The organism is Kitasatospora sp. NPDC041988, assembly GCF_055588525.1.
On the sequence record NZ_JBVJCO010000003.1, the window covers coordinates 229,822 to 249,724 of the forward strand.

The 19,903-nt window shown below is 71.7% G+C and carries 17 protein-coding genes; 7 read left to right on the plus strand and 10 right to left on the minus strand.

The genetic code is table 11. The annotated features are described in order from the left end of the window. The first annotated feature begins 155 nt into the window (after nucleotides 1-155). The 4 genes from ACZ6NC_RS05760 (at nucleotide 156) to ACZ6NC_RS05775 (ending at nucleotide 3,894) form a co-directional block, all read left to right on the plus strand. The gene (locus ACZ6NC_RS05760; RefSeq protein WP_465729354.1) at nucleotides 156-449 is read left to right on the plus strand and encodes a hypothetical protein; all 294 of its coding nucleotides are present in this window, start codon (nucleotides 156-158) and stop codon (nucleotides 447-449) included. A 144-nt stretch (nucleotides 450-593) separates the two neighbouring features. Then, nucleotides 594-1,706, plus strand: coding sequence for a sugar ABC transporter substrate-binding protein (locus ACZ6NC_RS05765; RefSeq protein WP_465729356.1), 1,113 nt, complete (start codon nucleotides 594-596; stop codon nucleotides 1,704-1,706). A 23-nt stretch (nucleotides 1,707-1,729) separates the two neighbouring features. Continuing rightward, entirely contained in the window at nucleotides 1,730-2,554 is an 825-nt protein-coding gene (locus ACZ6NC_RS05770; RefSeq protein ID WP_465729358.1) for an ATP-binding cassette domain-containing protein, read from the plus strand. Nucleotides 2,555-2,625: 71 nt separating this feature from the next. Then, nucleotides 2,626-3,894, plus strand: a complete 1,269-nt coding sequence (locus ACZ6NC_RS05775; RefSeq protein ID WP_465729411.1) for a sugar ABC transporter permease — start codon at nucleotides 2,626-2,628, stop codon at nucleotides 3,892-3,894. Between the two features lie 16 nt (nucleotides 3,895-3,910). Here ACZ6NC_RS05775 and ACZ6NC_RS05780 read toward each other — a convergent pair whose 3' ends face one another. The 6 genes from ACZ6NC_RS05780 to ACZ6NC_RS05805 form a co-directional block, all read right to left on the minus strand. After that, nucleotides 3,911-4,906 carry an endonuclease/exonuclease/phosphatase family protein gene (locus tag ACZ6NC_RS05780; RefSeq protein ID WP_465729360.1) on the minus strand — a complete coding sequence of 332 codons (996 nt, stop codon included), beginning with the start codon at nucleotides 4,904-4,906 and terminating at the stop codon, nucleotides 3,911-3,913. 216 nt (nucleotides 4,907-5,122) lie between these two features. Further along, on the minus strand, nucleotides 5,123-6,139 hold the full coding sequence (gene galE / locus ACZ6NC_RS05785; protein WP_465729362.1) for a UDP-glucose 4-epimerase GalE: 1,017 nt from the start codon (nucleotides 6,137-6,139) through the stop codon (nucleotides 5,123-5,125). Between the two features lie 116 nt (nucleotides 6,140-6,255). Beyond that, nucleotides 6,256-6,951: a hypothetical protein gene (locus tag ACZ6NC_RS05790; protein ID WP_465729364.1), complete on the minus strand. Its 696-nt coding sequence runs from the start codon at nucleotides 6,949-6,951 to the stop codon at nucleotides 6,256-6,258. A gap of 151 nt (nucleotides 6,952-7,102) precedes the next feature. After that, complete coding sequence (locus tag ACZ6NC_RS05795) at nucleotides 7,103-9,379, minus strand: RICIN domain-containing protein (protein WP_465729366.1); 2,277 nt, start codon at nucleotides 9,377-9,379, stop codon at nucleotides 7,103-7,105. A gap of 755 nt (nucleotides 9,380-10,134) precedes the next feature. Then, nucleotides 10,135-10,557: a hypothetical protein gene (locus tag ACZ6NC_RS05800; protein WP_465729367.1), complete on the minus strand. Its 423-nt coding sequence runs from the start codon at nucleotides 10,555-10,557 to the stop codon at nucleotides 10,135-10,137. 109 nt (nucleotides 10,558-10,666) lie between these two features. Continuing rightward, nucleotides 10,667-10,804, minus strand: a complete 138-nt coding sequence (locus tag ACZ6NC_RS05805; RefSeq protein ID WP_465729369.1) for a hypothetical protein — start codon at nucleotides 10,802-10,804, stop codon at nucleotides 10,667-10,669. A gap of 290 nt (nucleotides 10,805-11,094) precedes the next feature. Between ACZ6NC_RS05805 and ACZ6NC_RS05810 the strand changes: the two genes are divergently transcribed. Both ACZ6NC_RS05810 and ACZ6NC_RS05815 read left to right on the plus strand, forming a co-directional pair. Next, nucleotides 11,095-11,586, plus strand: coding sequence for a hypothetical protein (locus tag ACZ6NC_RS05810; protein WP_465729370.1), 492 nt, complete (start codon nucleotides 11,095-11,097; stop codon nucleotides 11,584-11,586). Between the two features lie 339 nt (nucleotides 11,587-11,925). Beyond that, nucleotides 11,926-14,526 (plus strand): cytochrome P450, encoded by a 2,601-nt coding sequence (locus ACZ6NC_RS05815; protein ID WP_465729372.1) that lies wholly within the window; start codon nucleotides 11,926-11,928, stop codon nucleotides 14,524-14,526. Here ACZ6NC_RS05815 and ACZ6NC_RS05820 read toward each other — a convergent pair. From ACZ6NC_RS05820 to ACZ6NC_RS05830, 3 genes are all read right to left on the minus strand, one after another. Beyond that, on the minus strand, nucleotides 14,492-14,623 hold the full coding sequence (locus ACZ6NC_RS05820) for a DUF6126 family protein (protein WP_465729374.1): 132 nt from the start codon (nucleotides 14,621-14,623) through the stop codon (nucleotides 14,492-14,494). The genes ACZ6NC_RS05815 and ACZ6NC_RS05820 overlap by 35 nt on opposite strands. An 80-nt stretch (nucleotides 14,624-14,703) precedes the next feature. Next, nucleotides 14,704-15,087, minus strand: a complete 384-nt coding sequence (locus ACZ6NC_RS05825) for an ArsR/SmtB family transcription factor (protein WP_465729376.1) — start codon at nucleotides 15,085-15,087, stop codon at nucleotides 14,704-14,706. Nucleotides 15,088-15,367: 280 nt separating this feature from the next. Beyond that, nucleotides 15,368-15,817 (minus strand): hypothetical protein, encoded by a 450-nt coding sequence (locus ACZ6NC_RS05830; RefSeq protein ID WP_465729378.1) that lies wholly within the window; start codon nucleotides 15,815-15,817, stop codon nucleotides 15,368-15,370. Between the two features lie 239 nt (nucleotides 15,818-16,056). On the opposite strand from ACZ6NC_RS05830, the gene ACZ6NC_RS05835 reads away from it, so the two are divergent. After that, nucleotides 16,057-16,773 (plus strand): polysaccharide deacetylase family protein, encoded by a 717-nt coding sequence (locus tag ACZ6NC_RS05835; protein ID WP_465729379.1) that lies wholly within the window; start codon nucleotides 16,057-16,059, stop codon nucleotides 16,771-16,773. A gap of 61 nt (nucleotides 16,774-16,834) precedes the next feature. Here ACZ6NC_RS05835 and ACZ6NC_RS05840 read toward each other — a convergent pair whose 3' ends face one another. Further along, the gene (locus tag ACZ6NC_RS05840; RefSeq protein ID WP_465729381.1) at nucleotides 16,835-19,747 is read right to left on the minus strand and encodes an NACHT domain-containing protein; all 2,913 of its coding nucleotides are present in this window, start codon (nucleotides 19,745-19,747) and stop codon (nucleotides 16,835-16,837) included. Between the last annotated feature and the right edge of the window lie 156 nt (nucleotides 19,748-19,903).

Consider the following 19,903-nt stretch of genomic DNA (forward strand, 5'->3'; position numbering starts at 1 on the left):
ACGCCGGCGCCCGGGCCGGTTTAGATGGCGGGACCTCCGGTGCAGAAGGGGGCCGCGCCGCCTGAGTCCGGTGCGACGCACCGGAACAAGAGACGGCCTCCTCCCGGGCACCCTCACCGAGGGCGGAAGGAGCCCCCGAAGAGGCGGTGCCATCCGTGGACGCTGTTGTCTCCGAAGTGCCCGGTACGTCCGGCCGCACTTCCCCCACCACCCGTCCGAACCGGGCCGGGCGGACCGCTCCGCTCTGGATCGTCGAGATCCCGGTGGCCGCCGGCACCGGGAACGGCCGGCAGATCTGCGCGGTCCACGCGCGGTGCGAACGGGAAGCCCTACATGAGGCCCTGAAACGGGCCCTCGACCCCGCCTCCGTGGCCCGCCGCCGCGGCGCCGCCCTGGACCCGGGCAGGGCCACGGTCACCGCGTGGGACTGGCGGCAGACGCTCCTCTGACCGGAGGGCCCACCGTCGGCGGACCCCTCCGGCAGGGCCGTCCGGGGTGCCCGCCCTACCCGTTCGGCGCAGTCCGAATCGTGGGGACGGCCCGGAGTTCACAGACTCGTATGCGGGGGTGGACTCAACCGGAGAGGCATCCTCATGAGCAACGCTCTTCGCCGCGCCGTCGCGGTGGCCGCAGTGGTTTCCGTCGGAGTCGGCCTGGCTTCCTGCGGCAGCGCCAAGCAGTCGACCGGCAGCACGTCCTCGGGCAGCGCGAGCGGAAGCGCGGTCGGGGCGGTCAAGATCGGCCTGCTGCTGCCGGAGACCAAGACCACCCGGTACGAGCAGTTCGACCGCCCGCTGATCGAGAAGAAGATCAAGGAGCTGGCGCCGAACGCGCAGATCGACTACTACAACGCCAACCAGGACGCGACCACCCAGCAGACCCAGGTCGACACCGCCCTGACCAAGGGCGACCAGGTCCTCATCCTGGACCCGGTGGACTCCAAGTCGATCCAGTCCTCCGTCCAGAAGGCCCACGACGCGGGTGTCAAGGTGGTCTCCTACGACCGCCTGGCCCAGGGCCCGGTCGACACGTACGTGTCCTTCGACAACCACAAGGTCGGCCAGTTGCAGGGCCAGGCCCTGGTGGCAGCGGTGGGCGACAAGGCCGACGCCGGACAGATCATCATGATCAACGGCTCGCCCACCGACCCGAACGCGGCCGACTTCAAGGCCGGCGCACACAGCGCCATCGACGGCAAGCTGAAGATCGGCAAGGAGTACGACACTCCCCAGTGGGATCCGAACACCGCCAACCAGGAGGCCGCCGCGGGCATCACCGCGATCGGTGCGAACAACGTCGTCGGCATCTACTCCGCCAACGACGGTATGGCCGCCGGCGTCGCCACCGCACAGAAGGCGGCCGGGATCAACGTCCCGCTCACCGGTCAGGACGCCCAGCTCGACGCCATCCAGCGCATCCTGATCAACACCCAGACCATGACGATCTACAAGCCCTTCAAGCCGGAGGCCGACGCCGCGGCCGAGATGGCCGTCAGCCTCGCCAGCGGTGCGACCCTCAACCCCACCGTCGTGCCGACGACGGCGATCAACGGCAGCAACAACAAGACGCTGGCCAACCTGATCACGCCGATCGTCGTGAACAAGGACAACATCAAGACCACCGTGGTCCAGGACGGCCTCTACACCGTCGCCCAGATCTGCACGCCGGACTACGCCGCCGCCTGCACCGCGGCCGGCCTCCAGTAGTCCGACGCTACCCCGTCACGAGCATGCCCCGTCGCCAAACCGGAGACGGGGCAAGGGAGTTGGTCACTGTGGCAGGTGAGACCGTACTGGCCCTGCGCGGGGTCTCCAAACGGTTCGGCGCCGTCCAGGCGCTCACCGACATCGAGTTGGAGGTGCACGCGGGCGAGGTCTTGGCACTGGTCGGCGACAACGGCGCCGGCAAGTCGACGCTGGTCAAGGCGATCGCCGGCGTGCACCAGCCGGACGAGGGCGTCATCGAGTGGCACGGCAAGCCGGTCGCCATCCACCGCCCCCAGGACGCCCAGCAGTTGGGCATCGCCACCGTCTACCAGGACCTCGCGCTCTGCGACAACCTCGACGTGGTCGGGAACCTCTTCCTCGGCCGCGAGATCCGGCGCTTCACCATCCTCGACGAGGTCGCGATGGAGAAGCGCTCCCGCACGCTGCTGGACACCCTGTCCATCCGCATCCCCAGCGTGCGGATCCCCGTCGCCTCGCTCTCCGGTGGTCAGCGCCAGGTGGTCGCGATCGCCCGCGCGCTGATCGGCTCGCCGAAGGTCGTGATGCTGGACGAACCCACCGCGGCCCTCGGCGTCGAGCAGACCGCCCAGGTCCTCGACCTGGTCGAGCGGCTGCGCGAACAGGACCACGGCGTGATCCTCATCAGCCACAACATGGCCGACGTGATGGCCGTCGCGGACACCGTCGCGGTGCTGCGCCTGGGCCGCAACAACGGCGTCTTCGACAGGCGCTACACCAACCAGGAAGAGATCATCTCGGCCATCACTGGAGCCACGGACAACGCCGTGACCCGTCGGAAGGCCCGTGGCCAGGAGGATTCCCAGTGAGCGAGAACTTCCCCGGGGGCACTGGGGGCGGCGAGCCCGAGCGCCACCACGTCCCGCTGCCCGAGGACAGCATGCCCAAGGGCGGCGTCAACGCGCCCGTCCCGGTGGCGCCCGAGGCCACCCCGGCCGTCGATCCCCGGCTGATCGTCCGCCAGGAGGGCATCAAGGGGTACCTCAGCGAGTTCCGCCGCCGCCTCGGCAGCGGCGAACTCGGCTCACTGCCGGTGGTGCTGGCCCTGATCGTGATCTGGGCCGTGTTCGGCAGCCTCGACAGCAGCTTCCTCTCCGCCCAGAACCTCTCCAACCTGTCCCAGCAGATCGTCGGCACCGGCATGATCGCGATCGGCGTGGTCTTCGTACTGCTGCTCGGCGAGATCGACCTCTCGGTCGGCTCGGTCAGCGGCCTGTGCGCGGCGATCTACGCCGTCCTGAGTGTCACCGACGGCGTCAACCAGTACGTCGCGCTGCTCACCGCACTCGTCGGCGGTGCGGTGGTCGGCTGCATCCAGGGCGTCTTCTTCGCCAAGGTCGGCGTCCCCGCCTTCGTGGTCACCCTCGCCGGTAACCTCGGCTGGAACGGCCTGATGCTGCAGATTCTCGGCACCACCGGCACGGTCAACCTGCCCGGCAACGACATCGTCTCCCGGCTCTACAGCACGATCTACGGGCAGCAGATCGCCGCCTACGGCACGGCGGCGATCGGCGTCCTGATCTTCCTGGGGGCCTCGCTGTTCGACGCGCGCCGCCGCCAGGCCGCGGGCGTGCCGTCCCGCCCTGCGTCGGACATCGCGGTGCGGACCGTGGTGCTGGCGATCATCGCCTTTCTCGCCGCCTACACGCTCAACCAGTACAAGGGGCTGCCGCTGGCGCTCCTGATCTTCCTGATCTTCATCGTGGTGCTGGACTTCGTGCTGCGCCGCACCGGCTACGGCCGGCAGGTCTTCGCGCTCGGCGGCAACATCGAGGGTGCCCGGCGCGCCGGTATCAACGTGTCCGGGATCCGGATCAGCGTGTTCGCGATCTGCTCCACCATGGCCGCGGTCGGCGGCCTCTTCCTGGCCGCGCAGATCCAGTCGGCCAGCCAGACCTCCGGCGGCGGCAACCTGCTGATGAACGCCATCGCGGCGGCCGTCATCGGCGGCACCAGCCTGTTCGGCGGACGCGGCTCGACCTGGTCGGCCCTGCTCGGCGCGCTGGTGATCGGCTCGATCCAGTCCGGGATGAACATCGAAGGCCTCAGCAACGCCATCCAGTTCATGGTCACCGGCGCGGTGCTGCTGGCCGCGGTGGTCATCGACTCGCTGGCCCGCCGCACCCAGAAGGCCGCCGGCCGCGCCTGACGGCAGGCCTTCGCTCTCAGCCGGTGACCGCCAGTTCGGCAACCACCGCGCGGTGGTCCGTCCCCTGCACCCGGTGCTCGGCGACGGACACCGCGGTCAGCGCGTCACCGTGCAGGACGTGGTCGATCTGGATCACCGGCGGCAGGTAGGAGAAGTCGGCGTTGCCCTCCGGCCAGGTCGGTGAGACGCCGCGGCCCAGCTCCTCGTGGGTGTCGGTGAGGCCGGTGGCGAGCAGGTCACGCATCGGCGCGTGGTCCAGGGTCGCGTTGAAGTCGCCCAGGAAGACGGCGTTGCGGGTGGCGCCCCGTGCCGCCGCCCGTAACCCGTCGAAGTCCACGGACCAGCGGCGGGCGTCACCCAGCGGGTAGTAGGTGTGCACGGCGGTCAGCCGGACGGTCCGCCCGCCGACCGAGACGTCGGCGGCCACCTGGGCGCGGGCCGCCTCCGGGGCCGAGGCGTCCAACGGCGTCAGCGGCAGCCGGGAGTAGATCGCGGTGTCCCGGCCCGGCCGGAGCTGACGGTAGGGCAGCAGCTCGGCGATCCCGGCCCGGTCCAGCGCGGCGGGCGCGGCGCCCCAGAACTCCTCCACGGCGAGCACGTCCACCCGCTGCTCGCGCACCAGGCGGACCAGTGCGGCGGCGTCGACCTGCCCCATGTACACGTTGCTGGTGGCCACCCGCAGCCGCGGCGCGTCGGCCGCGACCGAGCCGCCCTCCGGCACGAACCTCGGGACCAGCCAGAAGAGTTGGAGCACGGCCAGCGCTCCAGCCACCCCCGCCGCCCACCATGAGCGCAGGGCCAGCAGCACGAGCAGCGCCACGAGGGTGCCCGCCGCGGCGTAGGGCAGCAGCACCATGGGCATGGCCAGCGAGGTGCCGTCGTCCCAGCCGCCGAGCCGGACCACGGACAGCGCGGCCGGCAGCGTCAGCCCCGCCGCGCAGAGCCCGACCAGAACCCGCCTGGTCCAGCCCCACCAGCCCGGCCCGGGCCCGTCCGCTGCCTTCTTCCCCACCCGTCACTCCCGTCCGTCGGCTCCGCCGGGAAGACGCCGCCCGGCGCCCGCCGGTTCCGGGTGGCCGCTCGGGCCCGGGTGGCCGGCCCCGGGTAGCCGGCTCCGGGTAGCCGGCTCCGGGCAGCCGGGCCCCGGGTCGCCGAGACAAACCGATCGCCGCAGCGCGGTACGGCACGGCAACGGGGTGCCGCGACCGGGGCCCCGGGGCCGGGTGGGTCAGGCGGAGGCGAGGCGGGCCGACCACTTTGCGCGCCAGGCGAGCGCGTCGGTGACGCCCTCGGCGATGGTGCGCCGGGCGGTCCAGCCGAGCAGCTCGCGGGCGGTGTCGACGGCCGCGTAGCAGCCGATGACGTCGCCGGGGCGCGGGTCGGCCTCGCGGACGTCGAGCTTCACGCCGACGGCCTCTTCGAAGGCGGCGATCAGTTCGCGGACGGTGGTGCCCTCGCCGGTGCCGACGTTGATCACCCGGTAGCGGTCGGCGGCGGTGGGCTTGACCACCTCGTCGAAGCGGGTGAGCGCGGCGACATGGGCGTCGGCGAGGTCCTGCACGTGGATGTAGTCGCGGATGCCCGAGCCGTCCCGGGTCGCCCAGTCCGTGCCGGTGACGGTGAACGGCGTGCCGTTGGTGTGGGCCTCGATCAGCTTGCCGAGCGCGTGGGTGGGGTTGAGATCCTGGAGGCCGGTGCGCAGCTGCGGGTCGGCGCCGACCGGGTTGAAGTACCGCAGAGCGATGACGCGGATCCCCTCGGCGCCGTCGCCCCGGGTCCAGTCCTGGAGGACGTGCTCCATCATCTGCTTGGTGCGCGCGTACGGGCTGTTCGCGTCGACCGCGCAGGTCTCGTCCACCCGGGCGTCCGGGGTGGGCGCGTAGATCGAGGCCGAGCTGCTGAAGACGACCCGGGTGCAGCCGTTGCGCTGGAGGGAGTCGAGCAGTTCGACGGTCTTGGCCACGTTCTCGCGGTAGTAGAAGAGCGGCTTGGCGACCGACTCCGGTACGACGATCCGGGCGGCGCAGTGCAGGGTGGCGTCGATGTCGGGGTGCTCGGCGAAGATCCGGTCGAGCAGCGCGCCGTCGGCGATGTCGCCCTGGTAGAACACCCGGCCCTCGACGAACTCCGCCCGGCCCTTGGACAGGTCGTCGAGGATGACGGGCGTGATGCCCTGGTCGAGCAACGCGGACGCCACCGTGCCGCCGATGTAACCCGCGCCACCGGTGATCAGGACCTTCTTCATCTGCGGCTGCTCCCTTGCCTGGTCGGACACCCTCGGTCGGTGCCCGGTGACGGTGGGGACGACCGCGCCGGACCGGTCGGTTCCGCCGGCCGTGGATCACTCCGCAGGACTGCGGGTCAGCTCCGGCGGCAGCGGCGGCGCAGCCAGTAGCCGGTGGCGACCAGGAGGACGGCCGCGACGGCGGTGCCGATGGCCGCCCAGGCGGCCGCGTCCGAGGTGCTGTCCGTCTCCGAACCCTGAGGGGCCTGCGCGGCGGTGGCGGGCTTGCCGGCGCCCTGGGCCGGGGTGGGCCCGAGGGTGACGGCCGGGGTGACTGCGGCGGTGGCGGCCGGGCTGGGCTCGGTGGTCACGCCCGGGGTGGGTCCGAGGGTGACGGCCGGTGTGGGCGCGGCGGTCGGTCCGGCGGCCGTGGGGGTCGGCAGCGGCGGGTCGGTGATGGCCGCCGCCTCGACGTCGAGTTCGCGCTCGCCGTGCCCGAGCGAGGGGAAGGCGCAGTCGACGGTGATCCGCCAGTGACCGGCCGGCAGGATCTCCCGGGTGGTGTAGGAGCCGGGGTGGCCGGGGACGGCGACCAGCCGCCACGGGCCGGCCGAGCGGCCGTCGGCGGAGGTGGCGGCGAGCGTCCCGGCGAACTCCTCGACGACCGGCTCGTGGTCGTTCTCGAAGGTGGCGACGGTGGTGACGTGCCCGTTCTCCAGGCCGGTGACGTCGAGGTGGACGGTGTCGCCGTGGGCGGCGGCGGGGAGGGCGGCGGGTCCGAGGACGACCGCCCCGGCGAGGGCGAGGGCGGCGGCGAGCGGTCGGGTACGCATGGCGGGGGTTCCTCGTGGGGGCGTGACCCGGGTGCGGCCGCCGCCGGTGTGACATGGCGACGGCCGCACCCGGGTGGGTGGTGGCGGGGTCGGGGCCCGTCTTCGAACGCCGTCAGGCAGAGGCGGGTTCGAAGACGGGCCCGAGGTCAGGTCAGGAGGCCTTCTGCAGCGACCAGGACTGGTAGGCCTGGCCGTTGGGCTTCTGCAGCTCCAGCAGCCAACCGCCGTAGTACCAGCGGTTGCTGACGCCGAGCACCAGGGTCGAGCCCTCGGCGCTCAGGGTGAACCCGCCGCCCGACGGGGTGAGCACCCACTTCTGGGCGGCCGCGCCGGAGCAGGGCTGCTGGGCGAGGTACTGGCCGGCCACCGGGCCGCCGCCGAGCTGGAGGCACTTGTCAGAGCGGGCGGACTTGATCCGCACCGCGCCGGACCCGGCGTCCTCGAAGGTCCACTTCTGGTTGGCGTAGCCGGTGCGCTGGTAGGCGATGGCCACGGTGCCGTCGTTGAGCGAGCTGCCCCAGAGGTCGGCGGCCTGCCCGGTGAGCCCGTTCACCATGGTGTACCGGGTGCCGGGCTGCGGACGGCCGGCGTCGGCGAGGGTGCGGAAGGTGGCCGCGCGGCCGGGCTTGGAGACGGCGCCCGCACTGTCGCGGACGGCGACGGCCACGGTGTACGAGGTGCCGGGGGCGAGCCGGACCAGGCCGACCACGGTGGCGTGGACGGTGCCGATGGCCTGGCCGTTGAGCAGCACGTCGTAGCCGGCGGCGGCCGGGACGGCGGGCCAGCTCAGCACGGCCGAGTTCTGGGTGATCTGACTGGCCGTCATGTCAGGTCCGGTGGCGCCGCCGGTCGGCGTCGCGGTCGGGGTCGGGGTCGGGCTCGGGGTGGTGCCGGTGGGCGACGGGGTCCCGGTCGGGCTCGGGGTGGGACCCCCGGTGGCCGTCGGGGTCGGCGTCGGGGTCGGGGTCGTAGTCGGGGTGGGGGTGGTGGTCGGGGTGCGGGTCGGCGAGGCCGTCGCGGTGGGCGTGGGGGTCGGGGTGGGGTTCGGGCCGGTACCGCTGCCGGCGATCAGGAAGCGGTTGTTGGCGACGTTCCAGTGCGTGGCCAGGTAACTACCGGCCGCGGGCGCGGTGTTGTAGTAGTCGTCGTGACGGCAGTCGAGCCGGGCGTCACTGGCGTTGTCCGGGCAGACCGTCTTCATCGCCGGGTAGTACGGGGTGTCCGAGTAGCACATGAGGTCCCACTCGTCGACGCAGTGGCCACCCTTGCTCGAGTTGGGCGCGCTGTTGCTCACCGCGCCCAGGTTGTGGCCGAGTTCGTGCGCCGCCGTGTGGCCGCCCCAGCAGCCGGAGTCGGTCCGGCCGTACGAGGGACCGAAGTTGCTCTGGTTGTCCTGGCCGGGCCGCTCGTCACCCGCGAAGGTGCCGATGCCGCAGTACACCTTGGCATCGGTGAACATCATGTACTTGCGGTCCTTGCGGTTGAAACCCTGCGCGGCGAGCGCGCGGTTGCTCGCGTTGAAGTCCTGGATCTCGGAGTCCGAGATCTGCACGTTCAACACCGAGGCGGAGCAGTCGGGTTCGGTGACGAAGCGGACGTGCCGGACACCGCCGGTCTCCTGGGCACTGGCGTTGTAGATGACGTCGACTTCCGCCGCCCACTTCTTGAACGAGGGCAGGTACTGGGCGAAGCGGTCGTTGCCCGGGCTGTGGACGTACACCACCTGGACCCGGTTGCCGGCACTGCCGTCGCCTTCGCAGACCACGGCGGAGCCGCCGGCGGCGGGCGTCTGCTGGGGTGCTGCGGGGGCGCCCGCCGCCGGGGTGCCGGCGTCGCTGAGGAGCGCCTTCTGGCCGGCGTCGAGAACGGGAGCCGAACCCTTCAACAGGTCGGCCGCGGCGGGCGGCTGGGCGTCGGCCGGCGGCGTGAGCGTCGGCGCCTGGGCGGCCGCGGCGGCGACCGGCGGGACGTCCTTGCGGATGTCCACGTCCTTGGGCGGCGCATCCGGCCCGTGGCTGCACAGCTGCCCGCCGGACACCTCCAGCGAACCGGCGCACAGGTCGCCGGTCGGCAGGGTCAGACCGGCGTAGACCAGACCGCGCTCAGGCTGGTCCTTGGGTATCTCGTGCAGCGGCGCGGCCTTCTGATCCCGCTTCGGGGCGGGCGCCCGGGTGGCGCCCTCGGCGGTACCGGTCTCCCCCGGCCCACCGTCCTCGGTGACGACCCCGGCCGTGCCCGCCTCCGCCCGGTCGGCCGATCCGTCCCCCGCCGCCGTGACGCCGGCCCGAACGGCGGCCGGCTCCATCGCGGTCTGGATGCCCAGTACGCCCGCGACCAGTCCGGCCGTGACCGCCACCGCCAGCAGCGCCGTCCGGCGCCCCGTCCTCTTTCGCCGCTCGCGCCGGTGTTCCGTGCCCCGGTGTCCCATCGCGCTCTCCTGTCCTCGGTGCGACGGCCCGCGCGCCACGCGACGTGGCGGCTGGGCCTTCCGACACTCCGGAGACCGGGCACGGCGGGAGGGGATAACAGAAACCTTTTTCGAAATTCGATCGGGCGGGCCCGCGACACCGGTCGCGGACGCTGCCACGGGCCCTTCACCGGGCCTGACGGCAAGTCCGTTCGCGCACGGGCGGAGTGCTCCGTCAGGCGTCGGTACGCCCGTACGCGACGTCCTACGGACTGCGGGAGTGGGGAGGTTCTGACCTGGGTCCGCAACGGCCGGTGGCCGGGCGCGGACATCGACCCGGCCGGTGACCCGGCGATCACGATCGCGCCGGACCGCCCGGCGGTGAGCGACCCTCAGCACGGCGGCACGCGGCGGTGCCGGGGGGCGCGCTCGGGGGGTACGCGCTCCCCGGCAGGGGGTGGTGGCGGCCACCCGGCCGGGCCGCCCGCGGGTCCGGGCTCCGGCTGCCGTGACCGGAATGCTAGACCCGCCGGACGACCCTGACCAGAGCCCTGACCAGCAGATTTCCCGCCCCGGACATGCCATTCGGACCCACCGTGCACACCCGCACCACCACCCGCGGCACCACCGACGAAGCGTCACTCCGGCCGCCACGGCAGCCTCCGATCCGGGTTCTACGACTGGCCGAATGGTCGCCGGGACGCGCCGTGCGAGACGGCCGGCGCGCTGCAGTGCGCCGAGCTCCCGGCGAAGACACCCGTGGCGGAAGCAGACGCTCAGGCCGCCACGTCGAGCAGCGGGACGGCGGTCCGGCGGGCCCTCGGCGCGTGCATGGCGGCGAGGGAGGCGGCGAGCCGGGCCGGCTCGCCCGCCAGCCAGAACCGCAACGCGGCGGCGAGCGCGGCACTCGCCGGGCAGGTCCGCAGCCCGGCGGCCAGGGCGAGCCGGTCACCGAGCAGCGGGAGGAGGTCGGCAACGGGCGAGGGCAGCCAGAGGGTGACGGCGCAGGGTGCCGGGAGGGCCAGGACGCGCGGCAGCCGGAGCGCGGCGGCGTCGCCGTGCAGGGCGGGGATGACGTCGAGCAGGCCGTCCGCCGCCACCTCCGACACGTCGCTGCCGTGGCCGCGCGCGAGTGCGCGCAGCAGCGCCCGCTCGGCCGCGGTGATCCGGACGGTCAGCATGACTTCTTCGCACTCCATGGTCCTGGTTCCCGCCTTCTGCTTCGGGTGTGCCCGTCGGTGGGTGTACTCGTCGCTCGCCTGCTCGCCTGCTCGTCCCCGGGGCCGGGGCCCGATCATGTTCTGCCCGTCAGCAGGCCTCCTCCACCGGCGCAATCAGGCCGTCGTGGCCGTCGTCGCAGCGGTGGCGGTACACCCGGCCGAGACCGTCGTCCGCATCGGCGTGGAAGTCGAACGGCAGGCGGTTGAGGCCGCGCAGACGGGTCATCAGGGTCCTCCTCGATTCCGGGCCGTACGGACGGGTCGGGCCGAACGGACGGGTTGGGCCGAACGGACGGGTTCCGGACCATGCTGGACCGGCGGAGGCCCTCCGGCCGAGGGCCGAAAGGCCCTGCCTGCGGGGCAATGGCAGACGCCCCGGACGAGGCGGTCCGCGCAGGTCAGGCCCTCCGCACGGAAGCGGGCGCCCGGGCACGAGCGTGATGCGCTACGCACCGCGCGGTCGTCCCGTCCGACGACCGGTTGCGGACGCCGTCCGCCCCCGGCCAGACTCCGCCCGTGACCGAGACCGACACCGACACCGACACCGACACCGACACCGAGACGATCCCGCTCGACCGGGGCGACCCGCGCTGGGTCTTCCCCGCCCTCACCGAGGCCGAGGCCCCCGCCGTCGAAGCCGCACTCTCCCGCGCCGCCGACCGGTTGCGCCGGCTCGCCGCCGGACTCGGCGTTCGGGCGGGCGAGACCGGGGCGGGGCTGGAGTACCACCGTCACGGGTGGATCGTGGCGGCGACCGTCACCGGCTTCGTCGAGGCGCCGGGCCTGCTCGTGGTCTGCGCACTGGGCTTCCCGCGCCGGTGCGGGTTCGACCTGCGCTGGGGGCCACCGTGGCGGGCGCAGGTGGAGATCGAGGTGGCGGGCGAGGTGGTGGGCGACTGGGAGGAGTGGTTCGAGCACGCCGTCGAGGCCGCCGAGGGGTTGGCCGGAGCGGCCGACCGGTGGCTCGACCGGGTGGACGCCGACTTCCCGCGCGTCCAACGGGCCTGACGGCGCGGGACCGGTCGAGTCCTCACCGGTCGATGCCGACACCGGTCGGTGCCGCGACTGGTCGGTGCCGCGACCGGTCGGCGGGCTTACCACACCTCCGCCGTCCGGCTCGCCCACCGCGCGCGCCGCGCCCGGGGGACGGCGGCACGATCGGCCGATGGAGTGATCCCCGGAGGTATGGCGCAACGCTCGCCGGACCGGCGCGTTTCCTATGGCGGGCGCCCCTCTGTTCGTGGCGCGCGCGGGGGTCCGCCCTGACTGGGGCCCTCGGATCCCGCCTGTCGCGGCGGCGGCTCCGGCGGGCCCGCCGCGCCGGCCGCACTGATGAGAGGTGATGTCATGCCCCTGACGACCGAGCCCCGTAGACCGATCATTCCCTCCAGAAGCACCCCCCGGCCGGCCGCCACGGCCGCTCCCCCGCTCGCGCCGGGCGCACTCCCCGGCCTCGGACACGCCCCCGCCCTGCTGCGCGACCCGCTCGGCTTCCTCGGCTCGCTCTCCCGCCACGGCGGCGTGGTGCGGATCCGGCTCGGACCGCGCACGGTCTGCGTGGTCACCGACGCCCGTCTGGTTCACACCCTGCTGGTGGCGCTCGCCCACGACTGCCCGCGCGGCGCCGTCCAGGACACCCTCAAGACCGCGTTCGGCGACGGCCTGCTGATGTCCGAGGGCCAGGCGCACCGCGACCGCCGCCGGGTCGTCCAGCCCGCCTTCGGCCCGGACCGGATGGCCGGGTACCTCGCGGTGATGCACCAGGTCACCGAGGAGCGGGCCGGGCGCTGGCAGCCGGGCCAAGTCCTCGACGTCGCCAAGGAGATGAACCACCTCGCGCTGGAGATCGTCACCCGGACGCTGTTCGACGCGAAGCTGAGCGAGGACGCCGCACTCGCCTTCCACCGGGCGCTGCCCGACATGGTGAAGGGTCAGATCGTCCAGTCGCTCTACCCGCACCCGGCGTTCGCCCGGCTGCCGCTGCCGGTCAACCGGCGGTTCGACGCCGCCGTCCGGGTGCTGAACCAGGTGGTCGACCAGGCCGTCAACGGCGGTGCACGACCGACAGGCTGCCCGGTCGGCGGCTCCGCGCGGCCCGGCGGCAGCGCGGACCCCACCCTGCCCGGGCTGCTGCGCGCCGCGACGGACCCCGCCACCGGCCGTCCGCTCACCGAGGCGGACGTTCGCTCCGAGGCGATCACCATGTTCGGCGCGGGCACCGAGACCGTCTCCACCACGCTCACCTGGCTGATCGACGAGCTGCTGCGGCACCCCCGGGTGGAGGCCCGCGTCCTCGCCGAACTGGACGAGCACCTCCCGCCGGGCACCGTCCCCACCCCGGAGGCGCTCGCCCGGCTCACGTACACCCGCAGCGTCACCCAGGAGGTGGTCCGGCTGCACGCGCCGAACGCCTTCCTGATGCGAACCGCGAGCGTGCCGGTCGAGCTCGGCCCGTACCGGATCCCGGCCGGCACCGAGCTGCTCTACAGCCTCACCGCACTCCACCGAGACCCGCTGCTCTACCCGGACCCGCTGCGCTTCCACCCCGGCCGCCGGTACGAGGGCGGCGGCGCGGCGAGCGCGGGCCGGCAGGCGTTCCTGCCGTTCGGGGCGGGCAAGCACAAGTGCATCGGTGAGGCGTTCGCCTGGGCGGAGTTGACCGTGGCCGCCGCCGCGATCCTGCGCCGCTGGCGGCCGACTGCGCTGCCTGGCACCCGGGCCCGCGAGGTGGTCTGGACCACGGTCCAGGCCCAGGGCCTGCGCGTCCGGCTCGCCCCGCGCGAGACCCCCGGCGCCCCGACGACACCCACCGCACGACCGGCCACCACACGACCGCCCACCGCACCGACCACCGCCGCCCTGGGCACTGCCGCACCGGCCGTCCGCATCCCGGGCACTGCCGTACGCATCGCCACCGTCCCGCGGCCGGCCCCGCCCGCGTACCCGACGCCGCGCCCACCCGCCGCGGCCGCCCGCCGCCGCCTCCCCGGCGAGCTGCGCACCGCCACCGCCCGGCACGCCGACTGGGCGCTCCACCACGGTCTGCTCTCGTCCGCCGAGCTGCCGCGCTACCAGGCCTACACGCTCCCCGGGTTGATCGGTCACTCCTACCCCCGGGCCCGGGGCGCCGAACTCGACCTGCTGGTCGACCTGCTCGGCTGGTTCACCATCCTCGACGACCGCTTCGACGGCCCGCCCGGCCGCCGACCGCCGGAGGCGCACGCCGTCGTCCAGCCGCTGCTCGCCGTCCTGGCCGGGGACGCCCCGGCGCCCGCGGCGGGCGACCCGCCGCTGCTGCAGTCCTGGCGCGAGCTGTGGGAGCGCCAGTGCGACGCCATGTCCCCCGCCTGGCGCGAGCGGAGCGCCGCCGAGTGGCGGTCCTGTCTGGAGACCTTCCTCGCCGAGTCCGCCCACCGCGCCGGGCGCACCTCCCCCGGCCTGCCGGAGACCGTGCGGCTGCGCCGCCACGCCAGCTGCCTCTACCCGTTCATGAACATACTGGAGCGGGTCCACGGCGCCGACGCGCCGACCAGGCTGCACGCCGACCCCGCACTGCACCGGCTGCGGGCGCACACCGCCGACGCGGCGACGCTCATCAACGACCTGTACTCACTGGAGCGGGAGGAGCTCCAGGCGGCGGTGGCCTTCAACACCGTACTGACCCTGCAGCGCGTCCGCGGCTGCACCCGCGCCCAGGCCGCGGCGGCGGTCCGCGCCCGGGTCGCACGCCTGAGGGAAGAGAGCGACACCCTGCGGCGGCGCCTGCTGCTCCGCCACCCGGCCGCCCACTGGTACCTGAACGGCACCCGGGAGCTGGTCGACGGCGTCCACACCTGGACCAGCACCACCCGCCGGTACGTCAGTGAGGGTCAACGCCTCAAGGAAGGCCACCGCCTCAGTGAGGGTCACCGCCTCAGTGACGGTCTCCGAGGGCGAACAGCAGGATGACGAACCCGGCGAAGAGGTGTGTGGCGAAGATGTAGATACCCGCGCGGATCAGCATGGCCTTGCGCCTGCTCTTCTCGTCGCTGATGGCGTCGGCCATGGCCGGCTTCTCCTTCGGGTCGGGCGGTCGTTCCGCGTGGGCGTGGTCCGGGCGGGCGGCGGCAGTGCGCCGCCCGGTGCTCAGCTGCTGGTCGCGCGGGCGGCGCGCCCGGCATCCGCAGCCTGGACGGCGCGGGCGCCGGGCGCGCGGAGCTCGGTGAGCAGCACACCCTGGTCGGTGATCAGGTCGGTGAGGATGCGCCGGGCGGCTCGCAGCAGTTCGGCGACGTCCGGCGTGCTCAGCGCGTAGACCACGGTGTTGCCCTCGCGGGTGGCCGTGACCAGTTGGGTCCGGCGCAGCACCGCGAGCTGCTGGGAGAGGTTGGACGGCTCGACCTCGATCTCGGCCAGCAGCTCGCGCACCGGCCGCGGCCCGTCCTGCAACAGCTCAAGTACGCGGATGCGGACCGGGTGCCCGAGGGTGCGGAAGAACTCCGCCTTCGCCTGGTACAGCGGGACCGGCATCGTCCGTTCTCTCCCTGGTGCTCGGCGGCGCACGGTGGTGCCCGGTGGGCGGGTGCCCAGTAGCCGGTGGCCGGTGCCGCCGGTGGCCGGTGCGGCCGTGGAGCATCATCCCCGCGGATGAAGAATTCTTCAAGTCGTCATCGCATCGCGGCCGCGCGGGCCCGCGGGCGCACCCGCGATCCCCGACTGCCGCACCCTCGCGGCCGAGCCTTCGCGGGCCGAACGGCCAGGGCCCGGGAGTCCGCCAACTCCCGGGCCCTGCCGTACTACTGGTCAGTCATCAACACGGGACCACGACGTCCACGGTCACCGGCGCCGGGTTCCACGGGTAGGCGGCCACACTGAAGCTGCCGTGCACGGTCGACCCGCACGGCACCGTGCCGCCGACGCCCCGTACCTGCACCGTGCTGGCCGTGAACAGCGTGTACCCGCTCACCGATCCGAGCGAGGCACCGCCCACCACCTGACCGGAGAGCCCGGTGATCAGCTCCTTGGTCGTCGGCGCCGGGCCGCCCGGGCTCGGCGGGCCGGCCAGCGCGATCTGCCCGTAGAACTGGACGCCGCCGCCGGTGACCTCGGCGCACACCTTGGTCGACAGTCCGGCCTGCAGCCCGGACGCGCCACAGGTGACGGTGGTGGTCGTCGCGGTCGCCGCACCGGCCTCGGCCGGGATGGCCAGCAGGGTCGCCGCCCCGGCGACGCCCGCCGCGAGCAGAGTGATTCGGTTCATGCGGTTCTCCGTCTCTCAATTTCTCACAGTGCTCACATGTGACATTTCACATGTGGCATGCCGTAACCCTGGCACACGATTCGAACGCCCGACCGCCGATCGGGCATCGACTCACCGGACAGACCGGAAAGCGGCCTTCGATGGCTCGATCCCGGCCTCCTCGCCGCCTGGTAGGGCCACACGACCCCCGGACCGGCTCGAACCCGTGTCCTTGACCGGCCACCGGGCGTTGAGCGGGCGTGAAGCGTCTCCTCGCGATCGCCGCCGCCGTGACCGCCGCCCTCACGCTGACCGCGGTCGCCGCCCCGCCCGCGTCACTGCTCGGCGGCGAGGTCCGCCGGCTCCCCACCGAGGAGCGGGTCGTGGCGCTCACCTTCAACGCCGCCTGGGACGAGACCGGACTCGACACCGTCCTCGCCGAGCTGCGCGAACGTGCCGCCCCCGCCACGTTCTTCCCCACCGGGCAGTTCGCCGAGCAGCACCCGGACGCGGTCCGCGCGATGGCCGGCGCCGGGCACGGCCTCGGCAACCACTCGTACAGCCACCCGTTCTTCGCCGACCTCGGCCCGCAGCAGGCGCGCGCCCAGGTGCTGCGCGCCGACGCCGCGATCCGGACCGCCTCGGGCGCCGAGCCGTTGCCGTTCTTCCGGTTCCCGTACAGCGAGACGACGCCGCAGCGGATCGCCGACGTCAACGCGCTCGGCTTCGCCGACCTCGAGTTCACCGCCGACACCAACGGCTACCTCGGCCCCGCCGGCGGCATGACCAGCGCCAAGGCCGTCGACCGCGCGCTCGCCGCCCTCGTGCCCGGCGCGATCCTCCAACTCCACGTCGGCGCACCCGACGAGAGCCCCGACCACCGGTGTCTGGACGCCGAGGCGCTCCCGCTGATCATCGACGCCGTCCGCGCCCGCGGCTACCGCATCCTGGACCTGCGCGAGGCACTCGACGGCTGAGTCAGCCGTCGAACACCGTATCCGGAGCTGTCCGTCACAGCGATAAGGTGTCCGCTGTCACCTACGCCGCCCTTCTGAGCTTCTCACCGGCCAGCAGGCAAGGGCGCAACGGATTGGATCTGGCCCTGTTGCGGCGGCCCGCGACGGCCGCCGGCACCCAGATTCCGCAGATCAGGATCGCCGCCAGCACAACTGTCAGCTGCCAACCGAACAGTGCTGCCAGCGCTCCCACGCTCACACCCAGCAGAATAGAACTAACACCGACCATCACCAGCGCAGCGAAACTGATGAGTCTTTCCTCGACCGATACGCGCAACAGACGCGAGGGCGTCAGAACCAGTCCCAAAACCGTGCTCACAAAGAGGCCAGCCATCACGGCGAATAGGATCCATTGCCAGCTCGGCAGGGGACTTAGGGCCCACGGCTGCCAGCCGAACATGCTCGAAACGAGCCTGGTTCCGCCCAGACCGACCGCGAGAGCCCCAACCAGCAGGGAACATGCACCGTAGAGCCGTGTCATCGCAATCGGCTCCGGGGGGTTGTCGCGCACGGACTTCCAGGTGTTCCAATCGACCGGGCGGCTGGCGGTGCGCTCCATGAGGTGCGAATCCGGGGCAACGAAGACCGCCAGGATGCGGCACTGGACCGGCCATGGCAACAAGGCAATGATGTCCCGGTAGACGGCCGGAACACCGCTGCCCCTCAGGAGCTCGTCCTTCAGCGGCTTGAGCAGGCCTGCGTTGTCGAGCGAGGCAGCCGGCTCGGCGCTCAGCAGTTCGGCGGTTCCGACAGGCCTGGCGATCGTGCGATTGGTTACCGGTAGATACCTGGCGTGGCGCGACAGGATGCGATCTGCCGCCTCCCGGGTGAGCTCACGCAACCTGTCCCGTTCCTCGGGGCTCAGTGGATCCCGGTCTGTCAGGCCTGCTGCATCGAAGCCTAGGGCAGCGACTGGAATACCTATCCGGAAATCGAGCTCCTCGATCCAGCCCGGAACCTCCGTCAAGTCCGGTTCGGCGTTGTCCGAATTTTCGAGACAACCACCGTCGAGCTCATAGGCGATCCGCCCAGCCACTCGGGGCAGTGGAGAATAAGTGGGCTCTTTGAACGGCTGCCAGACTGCCGGATACTCATTGGCCGTGCCGTATCGCTCCGACAATCGGAGCTGCCGGAGCCCGTCTTCGACGTCCGGGCTGGGCAACAGTGCGGCCAGTATCCAGGCCGCGGTGCGTGCCGTCGAGGGATCTTGGCCCCAGAGCAGCCCGGCGAGCTGTTGAGCTGCGGCCGGTGTGCCGATAACCCCAAGGCAATGCACGGCCCAGACGGCACCGCGCTGCGCGGCTTCCACGAGCACCGGCACCGCGATCTCACCCATGGCCTGTAGAGCTTCGCGGGCTTCGACATCCTCCGGGTTCTCCGCACTCTGCGCGATGGCCTCCGCCGCTTCGAGGCGACAGGAACTGGCGAGAGCCGTCAGAGCAGCCGATCGTCTCGGGTCGCCCCTGTGCCTGTTGGCAGCCTCCCACTCGAGCCCCTCCCGCACCCGTTGGCCGCGTGGCCTGCTGCTGGTTGCAAGCGCACCGAGCCCTTCGGCCACGGCCGTACCGTCGGCGCCTTCGGCCCCGAGGCGGCCGAAGAAATACTTCAGGACCTTGTCGGCAAAGGCTCCATCGAGATACGTCACATCACCCAGGCATTCCAGGGCGAGTACCTTGCGCCGAAGCTCCTCGCTTTCGAACACCTTCCTGACTACTGGAGTGCAATCCACCCTTGCCACCGCACACCACATCTTGACTGCCTCACGCCAGGTCTCCGGGGCTGAATGATAATGCGACATTATCAGCTCCGACGAGCCAGACAGTGCGGAAGCCGCAAGGTACTCCATCAGTGTGAGGTGGTTGAATATATAGAAACGCCCGATCGAATCCAGAGACTTTATCAACTGACTACGTTCGACTATCTCATTGAGCAGCGGCTCGACGTGTTCGACCCCCAGATCGAATCCTGGCAGAAGCTCTTTTATTGCATTTTCCAGCTGAGACTTCGGAATTGCCTGCCAGTCTCCGTCCTGCGTCGCGGACTCCATCCTGGCACGCGCTACGCGCTGCAGCACCAGCAGCTTCCGCTCGGCACTGTAGAGCCCTATAGCGGCGGTCCGCCCCAGCCTCCGATCTCGGTCCAGGAGATGAGTGACGGCAATGTCATAGAACCTGGCTCGAGAATTGGGTAGCGGACCAACCTGCTCGACCTGCTCCTCGGACTGCAGATAGGCGATCATCGTAAGCATGAGCGGACTGTGGGCCAGCCCCATCAGTTGCGGATCCGCCTGCAGGGCTTTGAAGATCCGACCGGCTTCCACAGGGCCCTTGATACCGGGCCACTTCCCGAGGAAGCGAAGAATAGCGACATCATCGAACTCCGCGAGGCGCACCACCTGGTCGAACTGCTCGGCCAACTGCTCGCGATAGGCGGCATTCCGGCAGGTCACAATGATCTGGCAATCACTGTGCGTCAGTGTGAATTCCTGGAGCGCATGCACCACGCGCCCCTGCTCGGCGTCGCCAACCTCATCCAAGCCGTCGAAGTAGACCCTTAACCTACCCGTACGCAGCGTCCGCTCGACCAGATCTTCGGCGTTTCGCACCCGCGCCCCCTGGAACTCCGCAATGATGAGCTCTTCAAAGCTCCCCCAGTCCCCCTTGTTACACCGATGCAGGTTCACCATGACCGGGATCTTCTCATCCCCCTCCTCGTCGGCCCACCGCAGCAGGGCATTCTTAAGTAGCAGCGACTTCCCACCCCCCGGCTCCCCGAGCAATACAGTCCGCTTCCGAAGCGCGATCAGGTCATAAACATCGACACGACGCCCGGCCACCACCCCTTGCAGGGGTATGTAAACTTGGCGAATATCAATGGGCCGCACCTCATCGCCCTGGCTGAATCCGAGCTTATGCTTCGCATATTTTTCGGTCACCAACCTGCGATAACGCCGCAGCCTCCGCCCGCCTACCGGCCGACTGCGTACAAACAGCCACCGGACGACGCTCAGGGCATTCGCGGCGGCCCGCCTTCCCAGTTCTACAAGAGCCCCCCTGAGGAATAGACCAAGGCCGACCAGGAGTAATCCGAG